This window comes from Ruegeria sp. AM1 (assembly GCF_056540745.1).
In genome coordinates this window covers 107,136-126,419 of record NZ_JBQFXH010000007.1, presented here as the reverse complement: position 1 = coordinate 126,419, position 19,284 = coordinate 107,136, and the positions used below count along the sequence as shown (strand labels likewise).

Annotated in this window: 20 protein-coding genes; 15 read left to right on the top strand and 5 right to left on the bottom strand. The window is 60.9% G+C overall.

Going from position 1 to position 19,284, the window contains the following annotated elements:
* Nucleotides 1-3 precede the first annotated feature (3 nt).
* From moaB to ACR0I7_RS14915, 3 genes are all read left to right on the top strand, one after another.
* Nucleotides 4-546, top strand: coding sequence for a molybdenum cofactor biosynthesis protein B (moaB, locus tag ACR0I7_RS14925; RefSeq protein WP_480512377.1), 543 nt, complete (start codon nt 4-6; stop codon nt 544-546).
* Nucleotides 547-652: 106 nt separating this feature from the next.
* Nucleotides 653-2,107 carry an efflux RND transporter periplasmic adaptor subunit gene (locus ACR0I7_RS14920; protein WP_480512375.1) on the top strand — a complete coding sequence of 485 codons (1,455 nt, stop codon included), beginning with the start codon at nt 653-655 and terminating at the stop codon, nt 2,105-2,107.
* Between the two features lie 4 nt (nt 2,108-2,111).
* Entirely contained in the window at nt 2,112-5,513 is a 3,402-nt protein-coding gene (locus ACR0I7_RS14915; protein ID WP_480512373.1) for an efflux RND transporter permease subunit, read from the top strand.
* Here ACR0I7_RS14915 and ACR0I7_RS14910 read toward each other — a convergent pair.
* The gene (locus ACR0I7_RS14910) at nt 5,493-5,930 is read right to left on the bottom strand and encodes an NUDIX hydrolase (protein WP_480512371.1); all 438 of its coding nucleotides are present in this window, start codon (nt 5,928-5,930) and stop codon (nt 5,493-5,495) included. The genes ACR0I7_RS14915 and ACR0I7_RS14910 overlap by 21 nt on opposite strands.
* A gap of 4 nt (nt 5,931-5,934) precedes the next feature.
* Complete coding sequence (locus ACR0I7_RS14905; RefSeq protein WP_480512369.1) at nt 5,935-6,747, bottom strand: protein-disulfide reductase DsbD domain-containing protein; 813 nt, start codon at nt 6,745-6,747, stop codon at nt 5,935-5,937.
* Between the two features lie 146 nt (nt 6,748-6,893).
* Here ACR0I7_RS14905 and ACR0I7_RS14900 point away from each other — a divergent pair, with 146 nt between their 5' ends.
* Nucleotides 6,894-7,448, top strand: a complete 555-nt coding sequence (locus tag ACR0I7_RS14900; RefSeq protein ID WP_480512367.1) for a YqgE/AlgH family protein — start codon at nt 6,894-6,896, stop codon at nt 7,446-7,448.
* Here the strand turns inward: ACR0I7_RS14900 and ACR0I7_RS14895 are convergent, their stop codons facing one another.
* The gene (locus ACR0I7_RS14895) at nt 7,449-8,399 is read right to left on the bottom strand and encodes an L-threonylcarbamoyladenylate synthase (RefSeq protein WP_480512365.1); all 951 of its coding nucleotides are present in this window, start codon (nt 8,397-8,399) and stop codon (nt 7,449-7,451) included.
* A 136-nt stretch (nt 8,400-8,535) separates the two neighbouring features.
* Here ACR0I7_RS14895 and ACR0I7_RS14890 point away from each other — a divergent pair, with 136 nt between their 5' ends.
* The 7 genes from ACR0I7_RS14890 to ACR0I7_RS14860 all read left to right on the top strand — a co-directional run bounded on the left by ACR0I7_RS14890 (nt 8,536) and on the right by ACR0I7_RS14860 (nt 15,047).
* Complete coding sequence (locus ACR0I7_RS14890; protein ID WP_480512363.1) at nt 8,536-10,239, top strand: acyl-CoA dehydrogenase; 1,704 nt, start codon at nt 8,536-8,538, stop codon at nt 10,237-10,239.
* Complete coding sequence (locus ACR0I7_RS14885) at nt 10,239-11,285, top strand: MBL fold metallo-hydrolase (RefSeq protein ID WP_480512433.1); 1,047 nt, start codon at nt 10,239-10,241, stop codon at nt 11,283-11,285. Before ACR0I7_RS14890 ends, ACR0I7_RS14885 begins: the two co-directional genes overlap by 1 nt.
* Nucleotides 11,286-11,291: 6 nt before the next feature.
* Nucleotides 11,292-11,744 carry a DUF6173 family protein gene (locus ACR0I7_RS14880; RefSeq protein ID WP_480512361.1) on the top strand — a complete coding sequence of 151 codons (453 nt, stop codon included), beginning with the start codon at nt 11,292-11,294 and terminating at the stop codon, nt 11,742-11,744.
* 64 nt (nt 11,745-11,808) lie between these two features.
* A complete protein-coding gene (locus ACR0I7_RS14875; RefSeq protein WP_480512360.1) occupies nt 11,809-13,647 on the top strand; it encodes a glycerophosphodiester phosphodiesterase family protein in 1,839 nt (612 codons plus the stop codon).
* Entirely contained in the window at nt 13,634-14,194 is a 561-nt protein-coding gene (locus ACR0I7_RS14870; protein ID WP_480512358.1) for a hypothetical protein, read from the top strand. Before ACR0I7_RS14875 ends, ACR0I7_RS14870 begins: the two co-directional genes overlap by 14 nt.
* 66 nt (nt 14,195-14,260) lie before the next feature.
* Nucleotides 14,261-14,395, top strand: coding sequence for an aa3-type cytochrome c oxidase subunit IV (locus ACR0I7_RS14865; RefSeq protein WP_480512356.1), 135 nt, complete (start codon nt 14,261-14,263; stop codon nt 14,393-14,395).
* A 19-nt stretch (nt 14,396-14,414) separates the two neighbouring features.
* Nucleotides 14,415-15,047, top strand: a complete 633-nt coding sequence (locus ACR0I7_RS14860) for a hypothetical protein (RefSeq protein WP_480512354.1) — start codon at nt 14,415-14,417, stop codon at nt 15,045-15,047.
* Here ACR0I7_RS14860 and ACR0I7_RS14855 read toward each other — a convergent pair.
* Both ACR0I7_RS14855 and ACR0I7_RS14850 read right to left on the bottom strand, forming a co-directional pair.
* Complete coding sequence (locus ACR0I7_RS14855) at nt 15,036-15,368, bottom strand: AzlD domain-containing protein (protein WP_480512352.1); 333 nt, start codon at nt 15,366-15,368, stop codon at nt 15,036-15,038. The two genes, ACR0I7_RS14860 and ACR0I7_RS14855, sit on opposite strands and share 12 nt — an antisense overlap.
* Nucleotides 15,365-16,081: an AzlC family ABC transporter permease gene (locus tag ACR0I7_RS14850; RefSeq protein ID WP_480512350.1), complete on the bottom strand. Its 717-nt coding sequence runs from the start codon at nt 16,079-16,081 to the stop codon at nt 15,365-15,367. The genes ACR0I7_RS14855 and ACR0I7_RS14850 overlap by 4 nt, the downstream gene beginning before the upstream one ends.
* A 49-nt stretch (nt 16,082-16,130) precedes the next feature.
* On the opposite strand from ACR0I7_RS14850, the gene ACR0I7_RS14845 reads away from it, so the two are divergent.
* The 4 genes from ACR0I7_RS14845 (at nt 16,131) to mobB (ending at nt 19,274) form a co-directional block, all read left to right on the top strand.
* Nucleotides 16,131-17,021, top strand: a complete 891-nt coding sequence (locus tag ACR0I7_RS14845; RefSeq protein ID WP_480512348.1) for a formate dehydrogenase accessory sulfurtransferase FdhD — start codon at nt 16,131-16,133, stop codon at nt 17,019-17,021.
* A 114-nt stretch (nt 17,022-17,135) separates the two neighbouring features.
* Nucleotides 17,136-18,089: an AEC family transporter gene (locus ACR0I7_RS14840; protein ID WP_480512346.1), complete on the top strand. Its 954-nt coding sequence runs from the start codon at nt 17,136-17,138 to the stop codon at nt 18,087-18,089.
* A 52-nt stretch (nt 18,090-18,141) separates the two neighbouring features.
* Nucleotides 18,142-18,786, top strand: coding sequence for a molybdenum cofactor guanylyltransferase MobA (gene mobA / locus ACR0I7_RS14835; protein WP_480512344.1), 645 nt, complete (start codon nt 18,142-18,144; stop codon nt 18,784-18,786).
* The gene (gene mobB, locus ACR0I7_RS14830; RefSeq protein WP_480512342.1) at nt 18,783-19,274 is read left to right on the top strand and encodes a molybdopterin-guanine dinucleotide biosynthesis protein B; all 492 of its coding nucleotides are present in this window, start codon (nt 18,783-18,785) and stop codon (nt 19,272-19,274) included. The genes mobA and mobB overlap by 4 nt, the downstream gene beginning before the upstream one ends.
* The last annotated feature ends 10 nt before the right edge of the window (nt 19,275-19,284 follow it).

The following is a 19,284-nucleotide window of genomic DNA, read 5'->3' as shown; positions in this document are numbered from 1 at the left end:
CACATGTCGCGTATTGATGAAACAAAGGACTTTGTACCGGTCCGGATTGCTGTCCTCACAGTGTCGGATACCCGATCGATGGAAGAGGACCGCTCGGGCCAGACCCTGATCGACCGTATCGAGCGCGCCGGTCACACGGTCGCTGACCGCAAAATCCTGCGCGATGAACGCGCTGAGATTGCCGATCAGCTGCGTGCCTGGGTGGCTGACCCGAATGTTGATGTCGTGCTGTCGACCGGCGGTACTGGCCTGACCGGGCGCGACGTCACCGTCGAGGCGCATCGGGATGTCTATGAAAAAGAAATCGAGGCTTTTGGCACGGTGTTCACCATCATCTCGATGGAAAAGATCGGCACATCTGCGGTTCAGTCCCGCGCCACCGGGGGTGTTGCCGGGGGAACCTATCTGTTTGCGCTGCCCGGCAGCCCCGGTGCCTGCAAAGACGCGTGGGACGGAATTCTGGAAAAACAGTTCGATTATCGCCATCGCCCCTGCAATTTCGTCGAAATAATGCCCAGATTGGACGAACACCTGCGACGGAAGTAAACTGGTAGCACGTATAACATCTCATAACCGCTTTGTGGCTTGGCATTTTTTCCTGCCCCGCTACCATTTGAAAATGGCAGCCCAAAGCAACCGGAGTGAGTGATCGATGCGATTCCTACGGCAGAGCCTTGTCGGTGTCTTTCTGGCGTCGCTGACGCTGGCGCTGCTGCTGGTTGCTGTCCAGCTGATCACCGGCGCGGTGCAGGATGTCCTGACGCGCGACAGCCAGCCTCCGCAGGCGCGCGAGCGGATTTTTGCAGTCACCGTGCAAACGGCTGAGATGGATACTGTCACGCCGCAGCTTGAAGCATTTGGCCAGATCCAAAGTCGCCGCCGGCTGGAACTGCGCGCGGCCCTTGGTGGGCGCGTGATTGCGCTGGCCGAAGACTTTGAGGATGGCGGTACGGTGACCGCAGGTGAATTGCTGGTCGAGCTTGATCCGGCAGATGCGCAGTCGGCGCTGGACAGGGCGAAATCCGATCTGCTGGACGCGCAGTTCGAAGAGCGCGATGCGGAACGTTCGCTTTTGTTGGCGCAGGATGAGCTCAAATCAGCCGAGGCGCAGGCCGAACTGCGTGAGCGCGCGCTGCAGCGCCAGCGCGATCTGGAAACGCGCGGCGTGGGAGCTGCGGCCAGCGTGGAAGAGGCCGAATTGGCAGCTACATCAGCCGAGCAGGCAGTGCTGGCGCGGCGCATCGCGCTGGCGCAGGCCGAGTCGCGCGTCGATCAGGCAACAACGCTTTTGTCGCGGGCGCGCATCGCGCTTGCCGCTGCCGAGCGTGACCTGAACGACATGTCTGTTCATGCCGGTTTTGACGGAACACTCACTGATGTAACTCTGGTCGAAGGACGTCTGGTCGCGGCCAATGAAAAACTGGCCGAGCTGATTGATCCTAACGCGCTTGAGGTCGCCTTTCGTGTGTCGACCGCGCAATATGTCCGGCTACTGGATGCAGCGGGCGATCTGATTGCCTCACCCGTGACCGTCTCGCTTGAGGTGACGGGTGCCGACTTGACCGCACGTGGTTTCATCAGCCGCGACAGTGGCTCGGCGGGCGAGGGGCAGACCGGGCGGTTGATCTATGCCCGTCTGGATGATGCACCTGGCTTTAAGCCCGGCGATTTTGTCACCGTCTCGGTCGAGGAACAGCCGCTGGAGCGCGTTGTGCGTTTACCGGCCTCGGTTCTGGATGCCTCAGGTGCGGTTCTGGTGCTGGGGTCGGATGACCGCCTGGAAATGCTGCCCGTACAGCTGGTGCGCCGACAGGGTGACGATGTGTTGCTGCGCGGGCAGGGGCTTGAGGGCCGCGAGGTTGTGGTGGGGCGGACACCCCTGCTGGGCACCGGGGTACGTGTGCGCCCGTTGCGGGTTGAAGCCAGCGTTGCCGCCGACCCGGACATGGTTGAACTCAGCGACGAGAGGCGCGCGCAATTTGTCGCGCAGGTCGAGGCCAGCGAGCAGATGCCGCAAGACGTCAAAGCACGTGTTCTGGGGCAGTTGAACGCGGCCAAGGTGCCTGCATCTTTGGTCCGGCGTCTCGAAAACCGGGCCGGAGGCTGACGCCATGATGCGCGAGATTCCGGGTGCCGCCGGGGGTATCCTGAGTTATTTCACCCGCCACCGGACTGTCGCGAACCTGCTGCTGCTGGTGATGCTGGTGCTGGGTGCTGCGGCAATTCCAAGCATGCGGGCGCAGTTCTTTCCCGATGTCATTCTCGAAAGCGTCGATGTCAATGTGGAATGGGACGGTGCCGGTCCTGAGGATGTCGACAATGGCATTGTCCAAATCCTCGAACCTGCGCTGTTGGCGGTTGAAGGCGTGGCAAGCACCGATTCAACCTCGCGCGAGGGGTCGGCGCGCATCCGGCTGGAATTTGAACCGAACTGGGATATGTCCCGCGCGGTCGAAGAGGTGCGCACCGCTGTCGACAGCGTGACGAACCTGCCCGACGACGCCGAGGAACCCTCGATCCGGCGCGGAGCGTGGCGGGACAGGGTTACGGACGTTGTCATTTCGGGCCCGATTGAGGCCGAGCAGCTGGCGAAATTCACCGATGAACTGATCAACCGCTTGTTTGCTGCCGGTGTGACGCGCACCACGATCCGCGGCATTGCCGCGCCACGTACTGTCGTTGAGGTGCCAACGGCGCAACTGATTGCAAATGACATCACCCTGTCCGACATCGCCACGGCCATTGCCGCCGAAGTGACGACCAGCCCGGCCGGGGATGTGACCGGTGCCAACGCGCGGATACGCACCGGTACCGAAAAGCGCACACCTGAGGAGATCGAGGCGATTGCCCTGCGTACATTTGCGGACGGCTCCAAACTGGTGGTCGGGGATGTGGCGCAAATCCGCGTCGAAGGCGTCACCCGCAGCCGCAGCTATTTCGTCGGGGACAATCCGGCGATGTCGATCCGGGTTGACCGCTCTAACCTGGGCGATGCCATCGGCATTCAGCACTCGGTCGAAGATGTCGTGGCTGATATGCAGGCCAGCCTGCCCGAAGGTATCTCGATTGAGCTGATTCGGACCCGCGCGCAGGCGATCACTGATCGTCTGGATATTCTGGTCGATAACGGGCTGGTAGGGCTGGGTCTTGTCGTATGTCTGCTGTTTTTGTTTCTCAACGCCCGGATCGCGTTCTGGGTGGCGGCGGGTATCCCGGTTGCGATGTCTGCTGCCATTGCCTTCATGTATATCGGTGGGCTGTCGATCAACATGGTCTCGCTGTTTGGGCTGATCATTACGCTGGGCATCGTGGTGGACGACGCGATTGTGGTCGGCGAACACGCCGATTTCCGTGCGCGGCGGATGGGTGAGGCACCCATGATTGCCGCTGAACGCGCGGCCCAACGCATGGCGATGCCGGTCTTTGCCGCCACCATAACCACGGTGATTGCGTTTTTTGGCCTGACCTTGATCGGTGGTCGGTTCGGAGAGTTGATCTGGGACATCCCTTTTACGGTCATCGCCGTGCTGATCGCCTCGCTGATCGAATGCTTCCTGATCCTGCCTAATCATATGGCGCATGCCATCGCGCACTCCGCCAAGGAACATTGGTACGACTGGCCCAACCGTATCGTGAACCGGGGGTTTCGATGGGTGCGCGACCACCTGTTCCGCCCGCTGATCGCCTGGGTGGTCTGGGCACGTTACGCCGTTGTGGCTTTAATGATTGCCGTACTTGCCAGTCAGATCGCCCTGTTTATCCGGGGGGATGTGAATTGGCGGTTCTTCAACGCGCCCGAGCGTGGCTCGGTCACCGGCAACTTTATCATGGTCGAGGGCGCAACCCGCGCCGAGACGCTGGAAATGATGCGCATGTTGCAGCGCGCCACCGATGAGCTTGGGCAGATCTACGAGGAACGCCACGGGCGCAATCCTATCGATTATGTTCTGGCCGAGGTTGGCGGCAGCGCGGGCTTTGGCCTGTCGGCGGCCGAGGGCAAAGATGATGATCTGCTGGGTGGTATCTCGATCGAGCTGATAGATGCCGATTTGCGCCCCTATTCCAGCTTTGAATTTGTTGGCGAGCTGCAGGACTTTGTCCCCCGCCACCCCAAGGTCGAATTGCTTACCTTCCGCGGCTGGCGTTCAGGGCCCGGCGGCGACGCCATCGACGTGCAGCTCTATGGCGCGGATGTAAACACACTGAAAGCGGCCTCTGAGGACCTGCAGACCGAGCTGTCGAAGTACTCTGAGGTTTCGGCGCTAGAAGACAATCTGGCCTACGACAAGGAAGAATACATCCTTGATCTGACCGCACAGGGCGAGGCGCTGGGCTTTCGCATCGAAACGCTGGGCCGCGTTCTGCGCGACCGGTTGAACGGGATCGAGGCCGCGACCTTCCCGGATGGTCCGCGCAGTGCGGAAATCCGGGTCGAGCTGCCCGAGGGTGAGCTGACCGCCGATTTCCTGGAACGCACCCTGATGCGCACACCGGATGGTATCTACGTTCCGCTGGCCGATATCGTTTCGGTCGAACGCAAGTCGGGCTTCTCGGCCGTCCGGCGCGAAAACGGGCTGCGCGTGATTTCGGTGAACGGCGACATTTCCGAAGACGATCCGGCACAGGCCACCGAGATTGCCCGTGCATTGCGTGAAGAAATCCTGCCCAACATTGCCGCCGAACGTCAGGTCGAGTGGCATATGGCAGGCCTCAGCGAGCAAGAGGATGAGTTCCTGTCCGAGGCCCGAACCGGGCTGATCCTGTGCCTCACCGGCATCTACCTGGTGCTGGCATGGGTTTTTGCCAGCTGGGCACGTCCCTTTGTGGTGATGGCGATCATTCCCTTCGGCCTCGTGGGGGCCATCTGGGGGCACTATATCTGGGAGGTGCCGCTTAGCATGTTCACCGTGGTCGGGCTGCTGGGCATGACGGGGATCATCATAAACGATTCAATTGTACTAGTGACCACCATCGACGGCTATCAGAAAGACCGCGGATTGGTGCCGTCGATTGTTGAAGGCACCGCCGACAGGCTGAGGCCGGTGATGCTGACCACGCTGACGACGGTTCTGGGGCTGACGCCGCTTCTGTATGAAGGATCGCAGCAGGCGCAGTTCCTCAAGCCAACGGTGATCACACTGGTCTATGGTCTGGGCTTTGGCATGCTGTTGGTTCTGCTGCTGGTACCTGCGCTTCTGGCCATTCTACAGGACCTGTCGCGCCCGATGACGGCTATGCGCCGCGCCGCCCGCGCGCCTGATCGCGTGGTGCGCGGCGCGGTTGCCGCAACCGGGCTGGCCCTTGTGGGCTGGCTGGGGGTGTCCATGATCTGGCCCATCTTGGTGGGCGCACCGCTTGAGGTTTTGCGCGGCTTCTATCCGGGCACAGACGGGGCGGCGGTACTGCGTATGGGGCTTGGGGTCTTTGCCGCCGGGGCGATGCTGATCCTTTTGATCAGTGTGTTGGCCTCTGGTTTGCTTTATGTGCGGTTATCAGACCGAGCTAAGGCCTGATCCGCTTTTCAGCGCTGTTTCTAACAGCTCGGGGACGCGCGCGCTCATCGGCAGGTCGCCGCGTCGGATCTGGTCTATGGGAAACCATTGGGCCGCAAGCGCGTCATCGCCCGCTTCGGGCTGGCCAGAGACATAGCGGCATGCCACCCCCACCAGCAGATAGTGCACACTGACCTGACCGCTTTCATCGCGGCGCAGCAGATCAAGATTGTCCAGATATTGCACCGGTTCAGCGGTGATGCTGGTTTCTTCCATCAACTCACGCACGGCGGCCTGCTGGACGGTCTCGCCCCATTCCACGTGACCACCGGGAAAGCCCCATAGCCCGGCATCCGGCTGTTTGCTGCGCTGGACCAACAAAACCTGTCTCTGATCAATGACCACGGCCAATGCGCCAATCTTTGGGGTTTGCGTCATGCAATCAGCCCGCATTGCATCCTTGAATGTCGACCGCGTGTTTGGCGCCCAGAACCGTGATCCGAACCTCGGAACGGTCCAGCGCAAAAACCTCGCCAGCATTGTGGATGATCTCTGCGCGCGCGATCAGTGTATCACCGCTGCGCGTGGTTTCGGGTGGTGACGCCCACAAGGCCGGGTGGCCGGGTTCGATAACGGCGATTTCCTCTCCACCTGCTGGTGGCATGGTAATGTGCGCTTCGATCTGCATGCCCTCGGTTGTTGGGCTCAGGTGGCAAGCGGCTTTGCCCACGCCCGCTTCGCGCGCCGAAAAAGGCCGCTGGGCAATGGCGGCGGCAATCGCAGGATTACGTCCGGCAGCCGCATCGACGGTATGGTCAAAATCCACACTGGCGGGGATACAGACCTCTTTGCAGACGCCCAGATCCATCTCGCCCCGCAGCCGGATCGGTTTGCCTGCGGTCTTGGGTGTGATTTCAATTGGCAGGACCAGCTGATCCTCATACCCGATGGAGCGCAGACCATTCTGGTCAAACACACCCGGTGCGGGCCAGGTTATGGCTATGTCATCCACATTCGCCGAACCTGACCAGTCGAACTGCGGCGGGATGCCTGCATCACCTGGCGCGCGCCAATAGGTTTTCCACCCGTCTTTCAGGTTCAGACGCAGAGCGCCCAGATAGGTTCCGTTTTTGGTCTTTCCACCGTCCAGAACGTCAAGCTGGACGACGGTGCCAATGTCCTGCGCTGCCGCTGGGACCGTGCTGAAAAGGCAGGCGGTCAGGGCGACCGCAATATGAGTATGGATACGCATCATGGCCTATACATGCGCGCTGAGGCCCCGATTGCCAAGTCACGTTCCGGTCACCGCAATGAAATGCTGTGAAATCGCTGTTGCTCCCTTGCCAAGGTCCACCGCGCGGGGCCATTGTTAAGCTGATCGTTGGCGAAAGAGATCGGCATATGGAACTGACCGGAAAACTCCTGATAGCGATGCCCGGAATGGGCGATCCGCGGTTTGAGCATTCGGTGGTCTATATGTGCAGCCATGGCGATGATGGCGCCATGGGGCTGATCATCAACAAGCCATCCGACCTGCGGGTCAAAACGCTGCTGGGACAGTTGAATATCGCCTGCGAAATTCCGGTGGTTGGAGAACGTCTGGTGCATTTTGGCGGACCGGTGGAAATGTCGCGCGGCTTTGTGCTGCACAGCGCCGATTATGAGGCCAACCTGCATTCGATGCAGATATCGGATGATTTCAGCATGACTGCCACGCTGGACGTGCTGGAAGATGTTGCCGCAGGGCGCGGCCCGCTGAATTCGATGCTGATGCTGGGCTATTCTGGTTGGGGGCCCGATCAGCTTGAGGATGAAATTGCCATGAACGGATGGCTGACCACCGAAGCGACGCCAAAGCTGGTCTTTGATGTTCCTGATCATGAGAAATGGGAGGCCGCACTTGCCTCGCTTGGCGTTGATCCGCTGTCGCTGTCGGCCAGCGCTGGCCGCGCCTGATCAGGTGTCGCGCGGGGCTGCGGCCCTGCCCAAACGATCATTGATGGCAGCACCCAGCCCGTGGTCGGGGATCGGGCTTACGGCAATTGGCCGACCTGCTCCATCCAAGGCATGAAGCGCCGCGAACAGATTTGCTGCTGCTTCGATCAGATTGCCATCGGCGGACAGGTTGATGTCGCAAGCCACCGGACCAAAGCCCAGCATCACCTCATCGCCCTGACAGCTCTGGGCGTTCAACCGTACGGATGCGTCGGGCGCGTAGTGGGACAGCATCTGCCCCGGCGCGGTCAGCGTATCGCTGGCGTTGTGATGATGCAGCTCAGCGCCCAGAACTGCCTCAATCTCTTCCAGCGCGACACCGCCGGGGCGCAGCAGCGCAGGCTCTCCGGCCAGACCAACGATAGTGGATTCAAGGCCAACGCCGCAGGGGCCATCGTCCAGCACGGCGGCAATGCGCCCGTCCAGACCTGCGCGAACGTGATCCGCCGTGGTGGGGCTGATCCGGCCCGACGGGTTTGCCGATGGGGCTGCGACGGGGCCATCCACCGCCTCCAGCAAGGCCCGTGCCGTGGGGTGTGCGGGAACCCGTACGGCCAGCGTCTCCAACCCGGCTGTGACAAGGGATGAAATGCCATGATCCGCGCGCAGTGGCAGGACCAGCGACAAAGGGCCGGGCCAGAAGGCGGCAGCCAGCTTTTCCGCCTGATCCGACCACTCTACGAAACGTCTCGCGGCCTCGGCCGAGGCAACATGCGCGATCAGCGGATTAAAGCTAGGCCGCCCCTTGGCCGCATAGATTGAGGCCACGGCCTCACCATTGCGCGCATCGCCGCCTAGCCCATAGACGGTCTCGGTCGGGAAGGCGACCAGCAGACCCTGTCGCAGCAGGTCAGCGGCCCGTGCGATGCCGGACGGATCGGCGGACAGATATTCGGTGCCGTAGGGGATCATGTTTGGTGACGCCGCGTTTTGATTGCTTGCTGCACTGGTTCGGGTAGGTATTCGTTCCAGCCCAGATGATTAACGGTGCAGCTTGTCGAATCCAAGCCCATGTGTACAAAGCGCCAGACTAGCTCCGAGGGAAACCATGCCATATCGCGCCCCAATCTCCGACTATGAGTTCCTGCTTAACACTGTGGTCGGGTTCGATCAGGTCGCTGCGACGGATATGTTCTCTGAGGCCAGCTCTGACGTTGTTAGCGCCATCCTGTCCGAGGCGGGCAAGATGTGCGAAGAGGTCATGGCCCCGCTGCAACGCCCCGGCGATCTGGAACCGGCGCGTTTGGAAAATGGGGTTTTGCGCACCTCGCCCGGTTACGCCGATGGCTGGAAGGCAATTTCCGAAGGCGGCTGGATCGGGATGAGCGGGGATCCCGAATATGGTGGCATGGGTCTGCCGATGACCGTGACGACCGCTGTGAATGAGATGATGAGCGCGGCCTGCCTGTCGCTGCAACTGGCCCCGCTGATGAGCCAGGGCCAGATCGAGGCGCTGGAACATCATGCAAGCGGCGCGCTGAAAGAGCTGTATTTGCCCAAACTGATGTCGGGCGAATGGGCCGGAACGATGAACCTGACCGAGCCGCAGGCCGGATCAGATGTCGGCGCGCTATCGTCGAAGGCGGAGCCCAATGGTGACGGCACATATGCGGTGAGCGGTCAGAAAATCTATATCTCCTGGGGCGATAATGATTTCTGCGGGAATATCTGTCACCTCGTGCTGGCGCGGCTGCCTGATGGGGTACCAGGCACCAAGGGGATTTCGCTGTTTCTGGTGCCGAAATACATTCCCGATGACAGCGGCAATCCCGGTGTGGCCAATGACCTCAAGGTGGTCTCGTTGGAGCACAAGATGGGCCTGCACGGCTCACCTACCTGCGTGATGCAATATGACGGCGCGACCGGTTGGCTGGTTGGCAAGGAACATGGCGGGATGGCGGCCATGTTCACCATGATGAACAACGCACGTCTGGGTGTGGGCGGGCAGGGTGTTGGGGTGGCCGAGGGCGCCTATCAACACGCGCTGGCCTATGCGCAGGAGCGTAAGCAGGGCAAGTCTGCGTCCGGAACGATCATTGACCACGCGGATGTGCGCCGGATGCTGACCTCGATGCGGGCAGATGTGTTTGCCGCGCGCGCGATCATGCTGGCCAATGCGCAGGCCATCGATATGGCCCGCGCCACCGGCGATGCCGATTGGACGGCCCGTGCGGCACTGCTGACGCCGATTGGCAAGGTCTTTGGCACCCAGACCGGCATGCGCGTGGCCGAAACCGGCGTGCAGGTCCATGGCGGCATGGGCTTCATCGAAGAAACCGGAGCCGCGCAGTATTACCGCGATGTTCGCGTCACCGCGATCTATGAGGGCACCAACGGCATTCAGGCGATGGACCTTGTGGCGCGCAAGATGATGGACGGGGGCGAAGCGGCCTCGCGCCTGCTGGATGAGATCGAAGATTACGCAGAACAGGCCCGCGCCACCTTGCCGGAACTTGCCGGTCCCGTCTGGAACGCCACCGAGTCACTGCGGGAAGCCACCGAATGGCTGGTGGCGCAGGAGGATATGAACAACCGCTTTGCCGGAGCGGTCGCCTATCTGCACGCCTTCGCGCGGGTGCTGGGCGGACATTACCATCTGGCCGCAGCCCTTGCTGACCCGGATGGGCCTCGGGCGAAACTGGCGCGCTACTATATCAACGCTCTGCTGCCCGAACACAGCAGCCTGTTGGCACAGGCGCAGCACGGCGCGGATGACCTCTTTGCGCTTAGCGCCGATGATCTGGTTGCATGATGGACGGCGTGCAGGCCCCGGCGATCCGATATCCATGGCCTGAACCGCCCGGTTCGGGTGAGGCCATTGAAATCGCCGAGGGTGTGCTGTGGATGCGTCTACCGCTGCCGATGGCGCTGGATCATGTGAATGTTTATGCACTGGACGATGGCGACGGCTGGACACTGATCGACACCGGCATGTCGTCGAAGAAGACGCGGGGGATCTGGGACGGCCTCATGTCCGGTCCGCTGTCCGGCAAACCGGTCAACCGCATCGTCGTCACCCATCACCATCCCGACCATGTGGGCAATGCTGGCTGGTTCCAGTCCGCGCATGGGGCCGAGCTGGTGACCAGCCGCACCGCATGGCTGTTCGCGCGGATGCTGACGCTCGACGTGCAGGAAAACTGGCCCGAAGAAACGCTGGATTTCTATCGCAGCGCCGGCATGGCCCCGGATGTTCTGGGCCAGCGTATGGCGCAGCGCCCCTTTAACTTTGCCGATACCGTCTATCCGATGCCACTGGGTTTCACCCGGATCAAACAGGGTGATATGATCCGCATCGGCGGTCGCGACTGGGACGTGCATATGGGCAATGGCCACGCGCCCGAACATGTCACCCTCTGGAGCCGTGACGACAATCTGGTGCTGACAGGCGATCAGGTCATCAGCTCGATCAGCCCCAATCTGGGCGTCTACGCGACCGAGCCGATGGCCGACCCGGTATCCGACTGGTTGGAAGCCTGCGAACGGCTGCAACCGCTGGCGCGACCGGATCATATGGTTCTTGCCGGACACAAGCTGCCCTTCACGGGCCTGCCCGTGCGGATGCGGCAACTGATCGAGAACCATCACGGCGCGTTAGAGCGTCTGATGAATGACCTGAACACACCCAAAACAGCGGCCGAATGCTTCCCTCCGCTGTTCAAACGCTCGATCCGCGACGGCGAATATGGCCTTGCGCTGGTCGAAGCGGTTGCACACCTGAACCATCTCTACCACAGTGGCTCTGTTACTCGGTCGCGGCGTGCGGACGGGGCATGGGAATACCAACGCAAAGGGTAGAACGGGATGCAGGACAAGATCGAAACCTCGGCTGAGGCTGCCGAAGCCGCCGCATTGCCGCGCTGTTATGAGGTGCATGCCAACCCGGACGCGCAGTCCGGCAACAAGGCTTTGCCCGAACCTCTGCAGACCCCTGTTGAGACCAAAAGCCCCGCGCAATGGGCCTATGAGCGGCTGATCCTCTATATCCAGAATTTCGAAAAGACGCTGGATGGCGATCATGAGGTTGCCATGGGCTTTACCGGCGGCGATGCAGGCGTGATGCGGATCGAGGGGATGGGCTATTTCGACCCCGATGTCATTACGTTTTACGGCTCGGACGGGACCGGTGCGCGCACCCAGCTGGTGCAACATGTCAGCCAGCTGAACGTGATGCTACGCGCCTTGCCCAAATCGGTCGAGGATAAGCCCGCCAATCGTATTGGCTTCCGGCTGGCTGCGGATCTCGAAGAAACCTGACCGCCCGGCTTGCAATTCACGCCTTCGCAGCCTTGAATGAGTGCATCATTTCGGAGGGCTCCGCGTGACATATTTTTCAGCCGTTACAAATGCCTATACTGGTGCGTGGCGGCGGCGCAGGGTGTTTGTGCCGATTTACATCGCGGTGCGCCTGCTGTTGGTCGCGCTGATTGCACCCGGCGTGGCGATGGCGGTCAACTTCGCCGTATCGCTGTCGGACCAGACTGCTCTGACCGATCAGGATATCGCCATGTTCCTGCTGTCGCCTGCAGGCTTCATCGCGGCGGTTGTTGTGCTCAGCCTGTTTCTGCTGGCCGAGGTGTTTGTGTTCTCGGTGATGGCCGGGTCGTTACGCATGGGCGAAAGCGATCCTTGGCGCGCGGGCAGCGCGGCGGTCAGGCTGATCCTGTCGCGTCTCCCCGCGCTGTTTGGCTTTGCGGTTCGGTTCATCCTGCGGGTCTTGTTGCTGGCGCTGCCCTTTGTCGCCGTGGCGGGGCTGATCGCATGGTGGACGCTGACGGAATACGACATCAACTATTACCTTACCTTCCATCCGCCCGCCTTCTGGGTTGCAGTGGTTCTGATCGGGATCGTTATTCTGGCGCTGGCGTGGGTCCTGATCCGCAGGCTCTCGGCCTGGGCGCTGTCGCTGCATCTGGTGCTGTTCGAAGGCTGCGCGCCTGCTGCGGCTTTTGACGCAAGCGCGCAACGCATGCAGGGCAAGCGAGGTCGCCTGAAGATCGAGCTGGCGTTGTGGCTGGGTCTGCGTCTGGTGATTGCGGCGCTGATCGCAGCGGTTGCCGGGGTGATGTTTGCGTTGGTTCCGCTGCAGGATGGCGCGAACCTGAAATTTGCCCTGCTGCTCAGCCTGATCGTCGCAGGGCTGTGGTCGCTGGCAGGTCTTGTTCTGGCGGCTTCCGCGCTGGGCGCGCTGGCTGTGCTGCTGGATGGTTTCTTCGAGCCCAAATCCGCTGATATCCCCCATCGCGAATCCGGAAGTATGCGTGCTCCCGTTTTTGCAACAGTTGGGGTGGCTCTACTGGCGTTGTTGATTGGCCTGTGGTCTGGTCAGGAACTGCTGGAGCGGGTTCAGGCGCCCGATCATGCGGATGTCATCGGCCATCGCGGGGCGGCGGCCTTGCGGCCTGAAAACACCATGGCTGCGGTCCTGAAAGCGATCGAGGACGGCGCCGATTGGGTTGAGATCGATGTTCAGGAGACGGCCGATGACGTTGTGATTGTCGCCCATGACAGTGACTTCATGAAACTGGCCGGTGTGCCCACCAAGGTCTGGGACGCCACGATGGCAGATGTTGCCCAGATCGATATCGGCAGTTGGTTCGGGCCCGAATATGCCTCGGAACGGGCGCCCACGCTGCGGGGTGTGCTGCTTGCGACGCAAGGCAAGTCCAAGGTCATTATCGAACTCAAGTACTATGGCCACGACGTTGATCTCGAAAACCGGGTTGCGCAAATTGTGGAAGAACTGGGCATGCAGGACGACATCGCCACCATGTCGCTGAAGTACCCGGCGGTGCAAAAGATGAAAGCGCTGCGCCCTGATTGGCGCGCTGGTGTTCTGGCCGCCACGGCTGTCGGCGATCTTTCTGGCCTGGAAGGGGACTTTGTTGCCGTCAACGCCGGGATGGTCACACCGGGGCTGATCCGGTCTGTTCATGAGGCGGGCAAGGATATCTATGTCTGGACGGTGAATGACCCGTTGCAGATGTCGGCCATGGCCTCGATGGGGGTCGATGGCTTGATTACCGACCGCCCCGCCATGGCCAAGGAAGTACTGCGCATCCGCGCCGAAATGGGGCCGGGGGAGCGGTTGCTGCTGTGGATGGCCACCACCTTTGGCCTGCGCGTGGACACCGAGGCAATGCGCGATGAAAGCCCCTGAACTGGCACTGATCCTGTCCTGTCTGGCGCTGCCCGCCGCAGCGCAGGACCTGATGCGGGGCATTGAAATGCCCGGCCATCGGGCGCTGATGGAACAGCGCACAGACAGCGAGCTGAGCGCGTTTGAAACCGATGGTTGTTCAGGTGGGATGTCGGCCAGCTGGCAGCTGGTGGCCGATACGTTCCCTGAATTCGCGCGGCTTTACGAAGATCGCCCGCCTTGGGAATATTGCTGCGTGACCCATGATCGCGCCTATCACGACGCAGGCGGGACCGAGACCGCGGCCGAGAGCTTTGACGCGCGCCTGTCCGCCGATCAGGAATTAAGGAGCTGCGTCAAGGACCATGGCCGCACCAACGCAGCGGATTATGCTGAGCGCTATGGCATGACGCCGGATCAAGTGCGCGCAGCCCATTCGATCACAGCGGAAGGCATGTTTATGGCTGTCCGTTTCGGCGGCGGGCCCTGCACTGGCCTGCCATGGCGCTGGGGCTTTGGCTATCCGGGTTGTTCGGTGTTCACATCTGTGAACCCTGCGCGCGAATGACGTGGTGACAGGCCCGCGGTTTTGCATTATCCAACCGATAAACACGCGAATTGGGATTCTTGAGACATGGCTGACTACAAGCACGGCGAGATGGACATCACTGTTCAAACCAAAACCTTTGACGGGTTTATCAAATTCACCACTTGGTGCGTGGTGGCGATTGTTTTCCTCTGCCTGTTCCTGGCTGTTTTCGCGGCCTAACTGAGGGACGGGTGCATCCGTGATCAGGATTTTGATTGCCTGCCTTCTGGCAGCAACGGTGGCAGGCTGCGCGGGGTCGCAGCGCCCGCAGGCCGATCAGGCCGAGATTGTGGCGCGGTCCTACCGTGATCCCGGTCCCTCGACCCTGACGCTGTATACAATGATCAATACCCGCACCGGCTCGGGCGCGCATACATCCCTGATGATTGGCGCCAGCGAGCGGGTGATCTTTGACCCGGCGGGTTCCTTCCGTGCAGACGTGGTGCCGATCCGGGATGACGTGCTCTACGGCATCACCCCGGCGGTTGAACGGGCTTATCGCAGCTCGCACGCGCGCGAGTCGCATTACGCGTTGGTTCAGACGATCGAGGTCACCCCGCAACAGGCCGAGATCGCCTATCAGCTGGCCAAACAGTCCGGCCCGGTACCGGGAGCGTATTGCGCAAACTCGACCTCGCGGATTTTGCAGCAGGTGCCGGGGTTCGAAGAGATCGACACCACCTTTTTCCCGGTCAAACTGTCCGAGCAGTTCGGACAAATTCCGGGCGTTGTCACAACCGAATACCGGGAATATGACGATGCCGACCTGCAAAAGGGCCTAGCCGCGAACAATGCCCGGCTGAACCAGCTGGATACAGGTCTATCCCAGTAGAAACAGCAACCCGTACAGGGTGGCGGCCCCGCTGAAGATGGCCGCCAGCACATTTTTAGTGAGCAGCCCCACACCCAGCGCAGCCGCGGCGGCGGCCATGCGCGGTATGTCTGGCTGGCCATCTGTTGCAGAGGGCCAGACCACCAGCGGCGCGATCAGCGCGGGCAGGATTGCCACCGCCGTATAGCGCAGGTGCCGCAACAGCCAGGCCGGCATCGGACGGTCGCCGACAAAGCCGATAAACGTAAAGCGCAGCAGATAGCTGCCAATCGCCAGCCCAACGATGATGACCCACATTGTGACGGGATCGACCTGTGTCATGACGCGTCCTTTTTCCGGGTCATCATCAGTTCAGCCTGCGCCCCTGCCATCATCCCGGCGCACCCGGCGACCAGCAAGCCCAGATTATAGGGCACCGCGAAGCTCAGCAGAGACACAATGATCGCAACCAGCGCAGCCACCACATGCGGAAGTGTGCGCATCATGGGCCCGACCATCGCCAGAAACGTGATCGGCAGGGCAAAATCCAGCGCCCAGCTTTCCGGGATCTGCGTGCCCAGAATGGCACCCAGATAGCTGCACCCGATCCACAGCGGCGTGATCGGCGCCATTGTTCCAAAGAAATAGGTCATGCGCTGCTGGATGGTCAGCGCGGGCTCTTTCTCAAAGCGCATAATCGAACAGGCATAAGACTGGTCGACAGTAAAATAAGCGGCAATCGAACGCTGCCACAGTGGGGCCGCGCCCAGATAAGGGGTCAGCGAGGCAGAATACATGGCCACCCGCAGATTCACCGCCAGCGCCGAAATCAGTACGATCAGCGTCGGCGCGTTATCCTGCAGCAACTGCAACGCGGTAAACTGAGCGGCCCCGGCAAACACCGTCGCGCTAAACGCGACGGTCTGCACCAGACCCAGCCCTGCCTCGGTGGCGAAAACGCCAAACAGCAGCCCAAAAGGGGCGACCACAAAGACAAAGGGCGCGCTGTCTCGAAAACCCGTCCAAAAATATGACTTCGATATGGTGGAGGCCATGGCAAATTCCTATGGTGTGAATTGAACCAGTAACGGGCTTGAAAGAGGGTTGCAATTGGCCACGCAAACAGAGCTGTCAGACTATATCATTGCGCCGGACCCAGCGGCGGCGCGCCTGACCCGCGCCGTTGAAGGCGTGGATCAGAATGGCGATGTCAGCCGCATTTCGGTGGTCGAAGAGCGGCCACTGACGATTTTCCTCAACGCGCAGGAAATCGTGACGGCGATGACCATCGGCGATTACCCGGAATATCTGGCGCTCGGTTTCCTGCGCAATCAGGGCATGCTGCTGCCCGATGACCAGATCACACGGGTCGATTACGACGATGATCTGGAAACCGTCGTGGTGCGCACGGCCCGGGAAACCTCTTACGAGGACAAGCTGAAGAAAAAGACCCGCACCAGCGGTTGCGCCGTGGGTACCGTGTTCGGAGACATGATGGAGGGGCTCGAAGACGTGCGCCTGCCGCAGGTTTCGGTGCGGACATCGTGGCTCTATGAACTGGCCGCCAGAATCAACCGCACCCCGTCGCTTTATCTTGAGGCAGGCGCGATCCACGGAACGGTTCTGTGCCATCAGGATCGGCCTCTGGTCTATATGGAGGATGTGGGCCGCCACAACGCCGTCGACAAAATCGCGGGCTGGATGCTGTCCGAGGGCGCGGATGCGGCTGACAAAATCCTTTATACCACCGGTCGTCTGACCTCGGAGATGGTGATCAAGACGGCGATGATGGGCATCCCGGTGCTGGCGTCGCGGTCGGGCTTTACCGCTTGGGGCGTTGAAATCGCGCGCGAGGTTGGCCTGACCCTGATCGGGCGCATGCGCGGCCAGCGGTTTGTCTGTCTGGCGGGTGAAGAGCGGTTGCTGCGCGATGCGGACCCAGCGCTGGTTGAAGTCGAAGACAAGAAGCACCGTCGGAAAAGTGCTGAGGGATGAGGCAGGCTCGCTCTCAGAAAATGCTGCAAAATCTGTTGGATATAGCGTAGCATAGTGTCATGCACCGATGTATTTCTCAACTGGTGCATTACCTGATTGCGATCCGAGGTCCCTATGGAACTGATCAATCTGATTGCACCGGTCTTTGCCGTTATCCTCACGGGCTATGCCTTTTCCTGGACCAGCCTTCTGGCCGAAGACACGTCAGAATCGCTTGTGCAGTTTGCCGTATATGTGCTGATCCCGGCGATCATGTTCTATCTGATCGGGCAGGAGAAGTTTGAGAACCTGCTGAACTACGGTTTCTATTTGGCGTATGGCGGTACGCTCCTGGCGCTGTTTGCAGCCCTTTTCATAGGCTTCAAATCCGTCTTGGGGATGCAGGTCGGGTCGGCAACCGTTGCCGCGTTTGCCGCTGTGGCCTCCAATACCGCATTGGTCGCTTTACCAATCCTGCATGCTATCTTCGGCTCAAGTGGTGCGCTGCCCGCCGTTCTGGCCAATCTGGTTGTTGCGACACTGCTGTTGGTCTTCACGATCATTCTAGAAACTTCTGCAGGGCGTGACGAAAAACAAAAGACATCGATCCTTACGATTGGGTTGAATGTCCTCAAGAACCCCATCATTGCAGCCACTCTGATCGGGGTTGCGTATTCCTTTACCGGTCTGGGCTTTTCGGACGCGGTATCAGATTATCTGGAACTGCTGAGCCAGGCTCTGGCGGCAGTTGCGCTGTTTGCCATCGGCTATACCACCAGCGTGCGCACCATTGTTCAGACCGGGCCGCTGATCCTGTTTCTGACAGTGGTGAAGCTGATCGCGGCGCCGGGTCTGGTTCTGCTGGCGGCGCATCTCATCGGGCTTGACCCGCTTTGGACCATTGCGGCGACGGTCTCGTCTGCTGTTCCAACCGCCAAGAACATCTTTCTGCTGGCCAAACATTATAATCAGGAACCGCAACTGGCCGCGCATACGGTTTCGGCGACCTCTTTCCTGTCGGTGGGCACGCTAATCATGTGGCTGTTTGTCCTGCATCATCTCTATCCGTCGGCATTCCAGTTAAACTGAATGGGTTGTAGTGTGGCGCGGAAATCGCCGTAATCGGGATAGTGGAGCGGAAATGACCAAGCCTCTGGGCGTAATCCTTGCCGGTGGGCAAGCCACCCGGATGGGGGGTGGAGACAAGGGGCTGTTGCGTTTGGGCGGGCGCAGCTTGCTTGAGCATGTGATTGACCGGCTTGGCCCGCAGGTGGCCGGGTTGGCGCTGAACGCAAACGGAGATGCGGCGCGGTTCGAGGGGTTCGATCTGCCGGTTGTCGCGGATTCGATCGACGGGTTCGCGGGCCCGCTGGCGGGTGTGCTGGCCGGGCTCGACTGGGCCGCTGACCAGGGTGCGGATTGCATCGTCACCGCCGCGGCGGATACGCCATTTTTCCCACGGGACCTGGTTGCGCGGCTGATGCAGGCGGCGCAGGGTCAGACATACCCGCTGGTCATGGCGACAACGCCAAGGACCAGTGATGAAACGCTGAAATCCGGCGGCGGCAAGCGCGTGAACCGGCATCCGACCTTTGGCCTCTGGCCGGTTGCATTGCGGGACGATTTGCGCGCCGCGCTGACCGCAGGCCTGCGCAAAGTGGTCCTGTGGACCGACCGGCATGAGGGGCGCGAGGCGCTGTTCCCCGCCGATCCGTTTGATCCATTTTTTAACGTCAACACGCCCGACGATTTGTTGCAGGCACAGAAAATGCTGGAGAAGGCATGAGGCTATACGGCGTCACCGGCTGGAAAAATGCGGGTAAAACCGGGTTGATGGAACGGCTGGTGGCCGAGATCACCTGGCGCGGATTGACCGTATCCACCGTCAAACATGCGCATCACGCTTTTGATGTCGACCAGCCGGGGCGCGACAGCTATCGCCACCGGAGCGCCGGTGCCAGTGAGGTGCTTCTGGCCTCGGGCAAGCGCATTGCGCTCATGCAGGAATTGCGCGATGCGGCTGAGCCGTCGCTGGATCAATTGCTGGCGCGGCTGTCGCCCGTCGATCTGGTGCTGATCGAAGGCTACAAACGCGAACGTCACCCCAAGATCGAGGCGTTTCGGGCCGAGCCCGGTAACCCTCTGATTGCCACGGATGATGAGACGATACATGCCGTGGCCAGCGATACAGCGCTGACATTGGATCGCCCGGTTTTTGATCTGAACGACACCAAATCCATCGCTGATTTCATCCTACAAGAGGTTGGCTTGTGAGCCTGTTTGA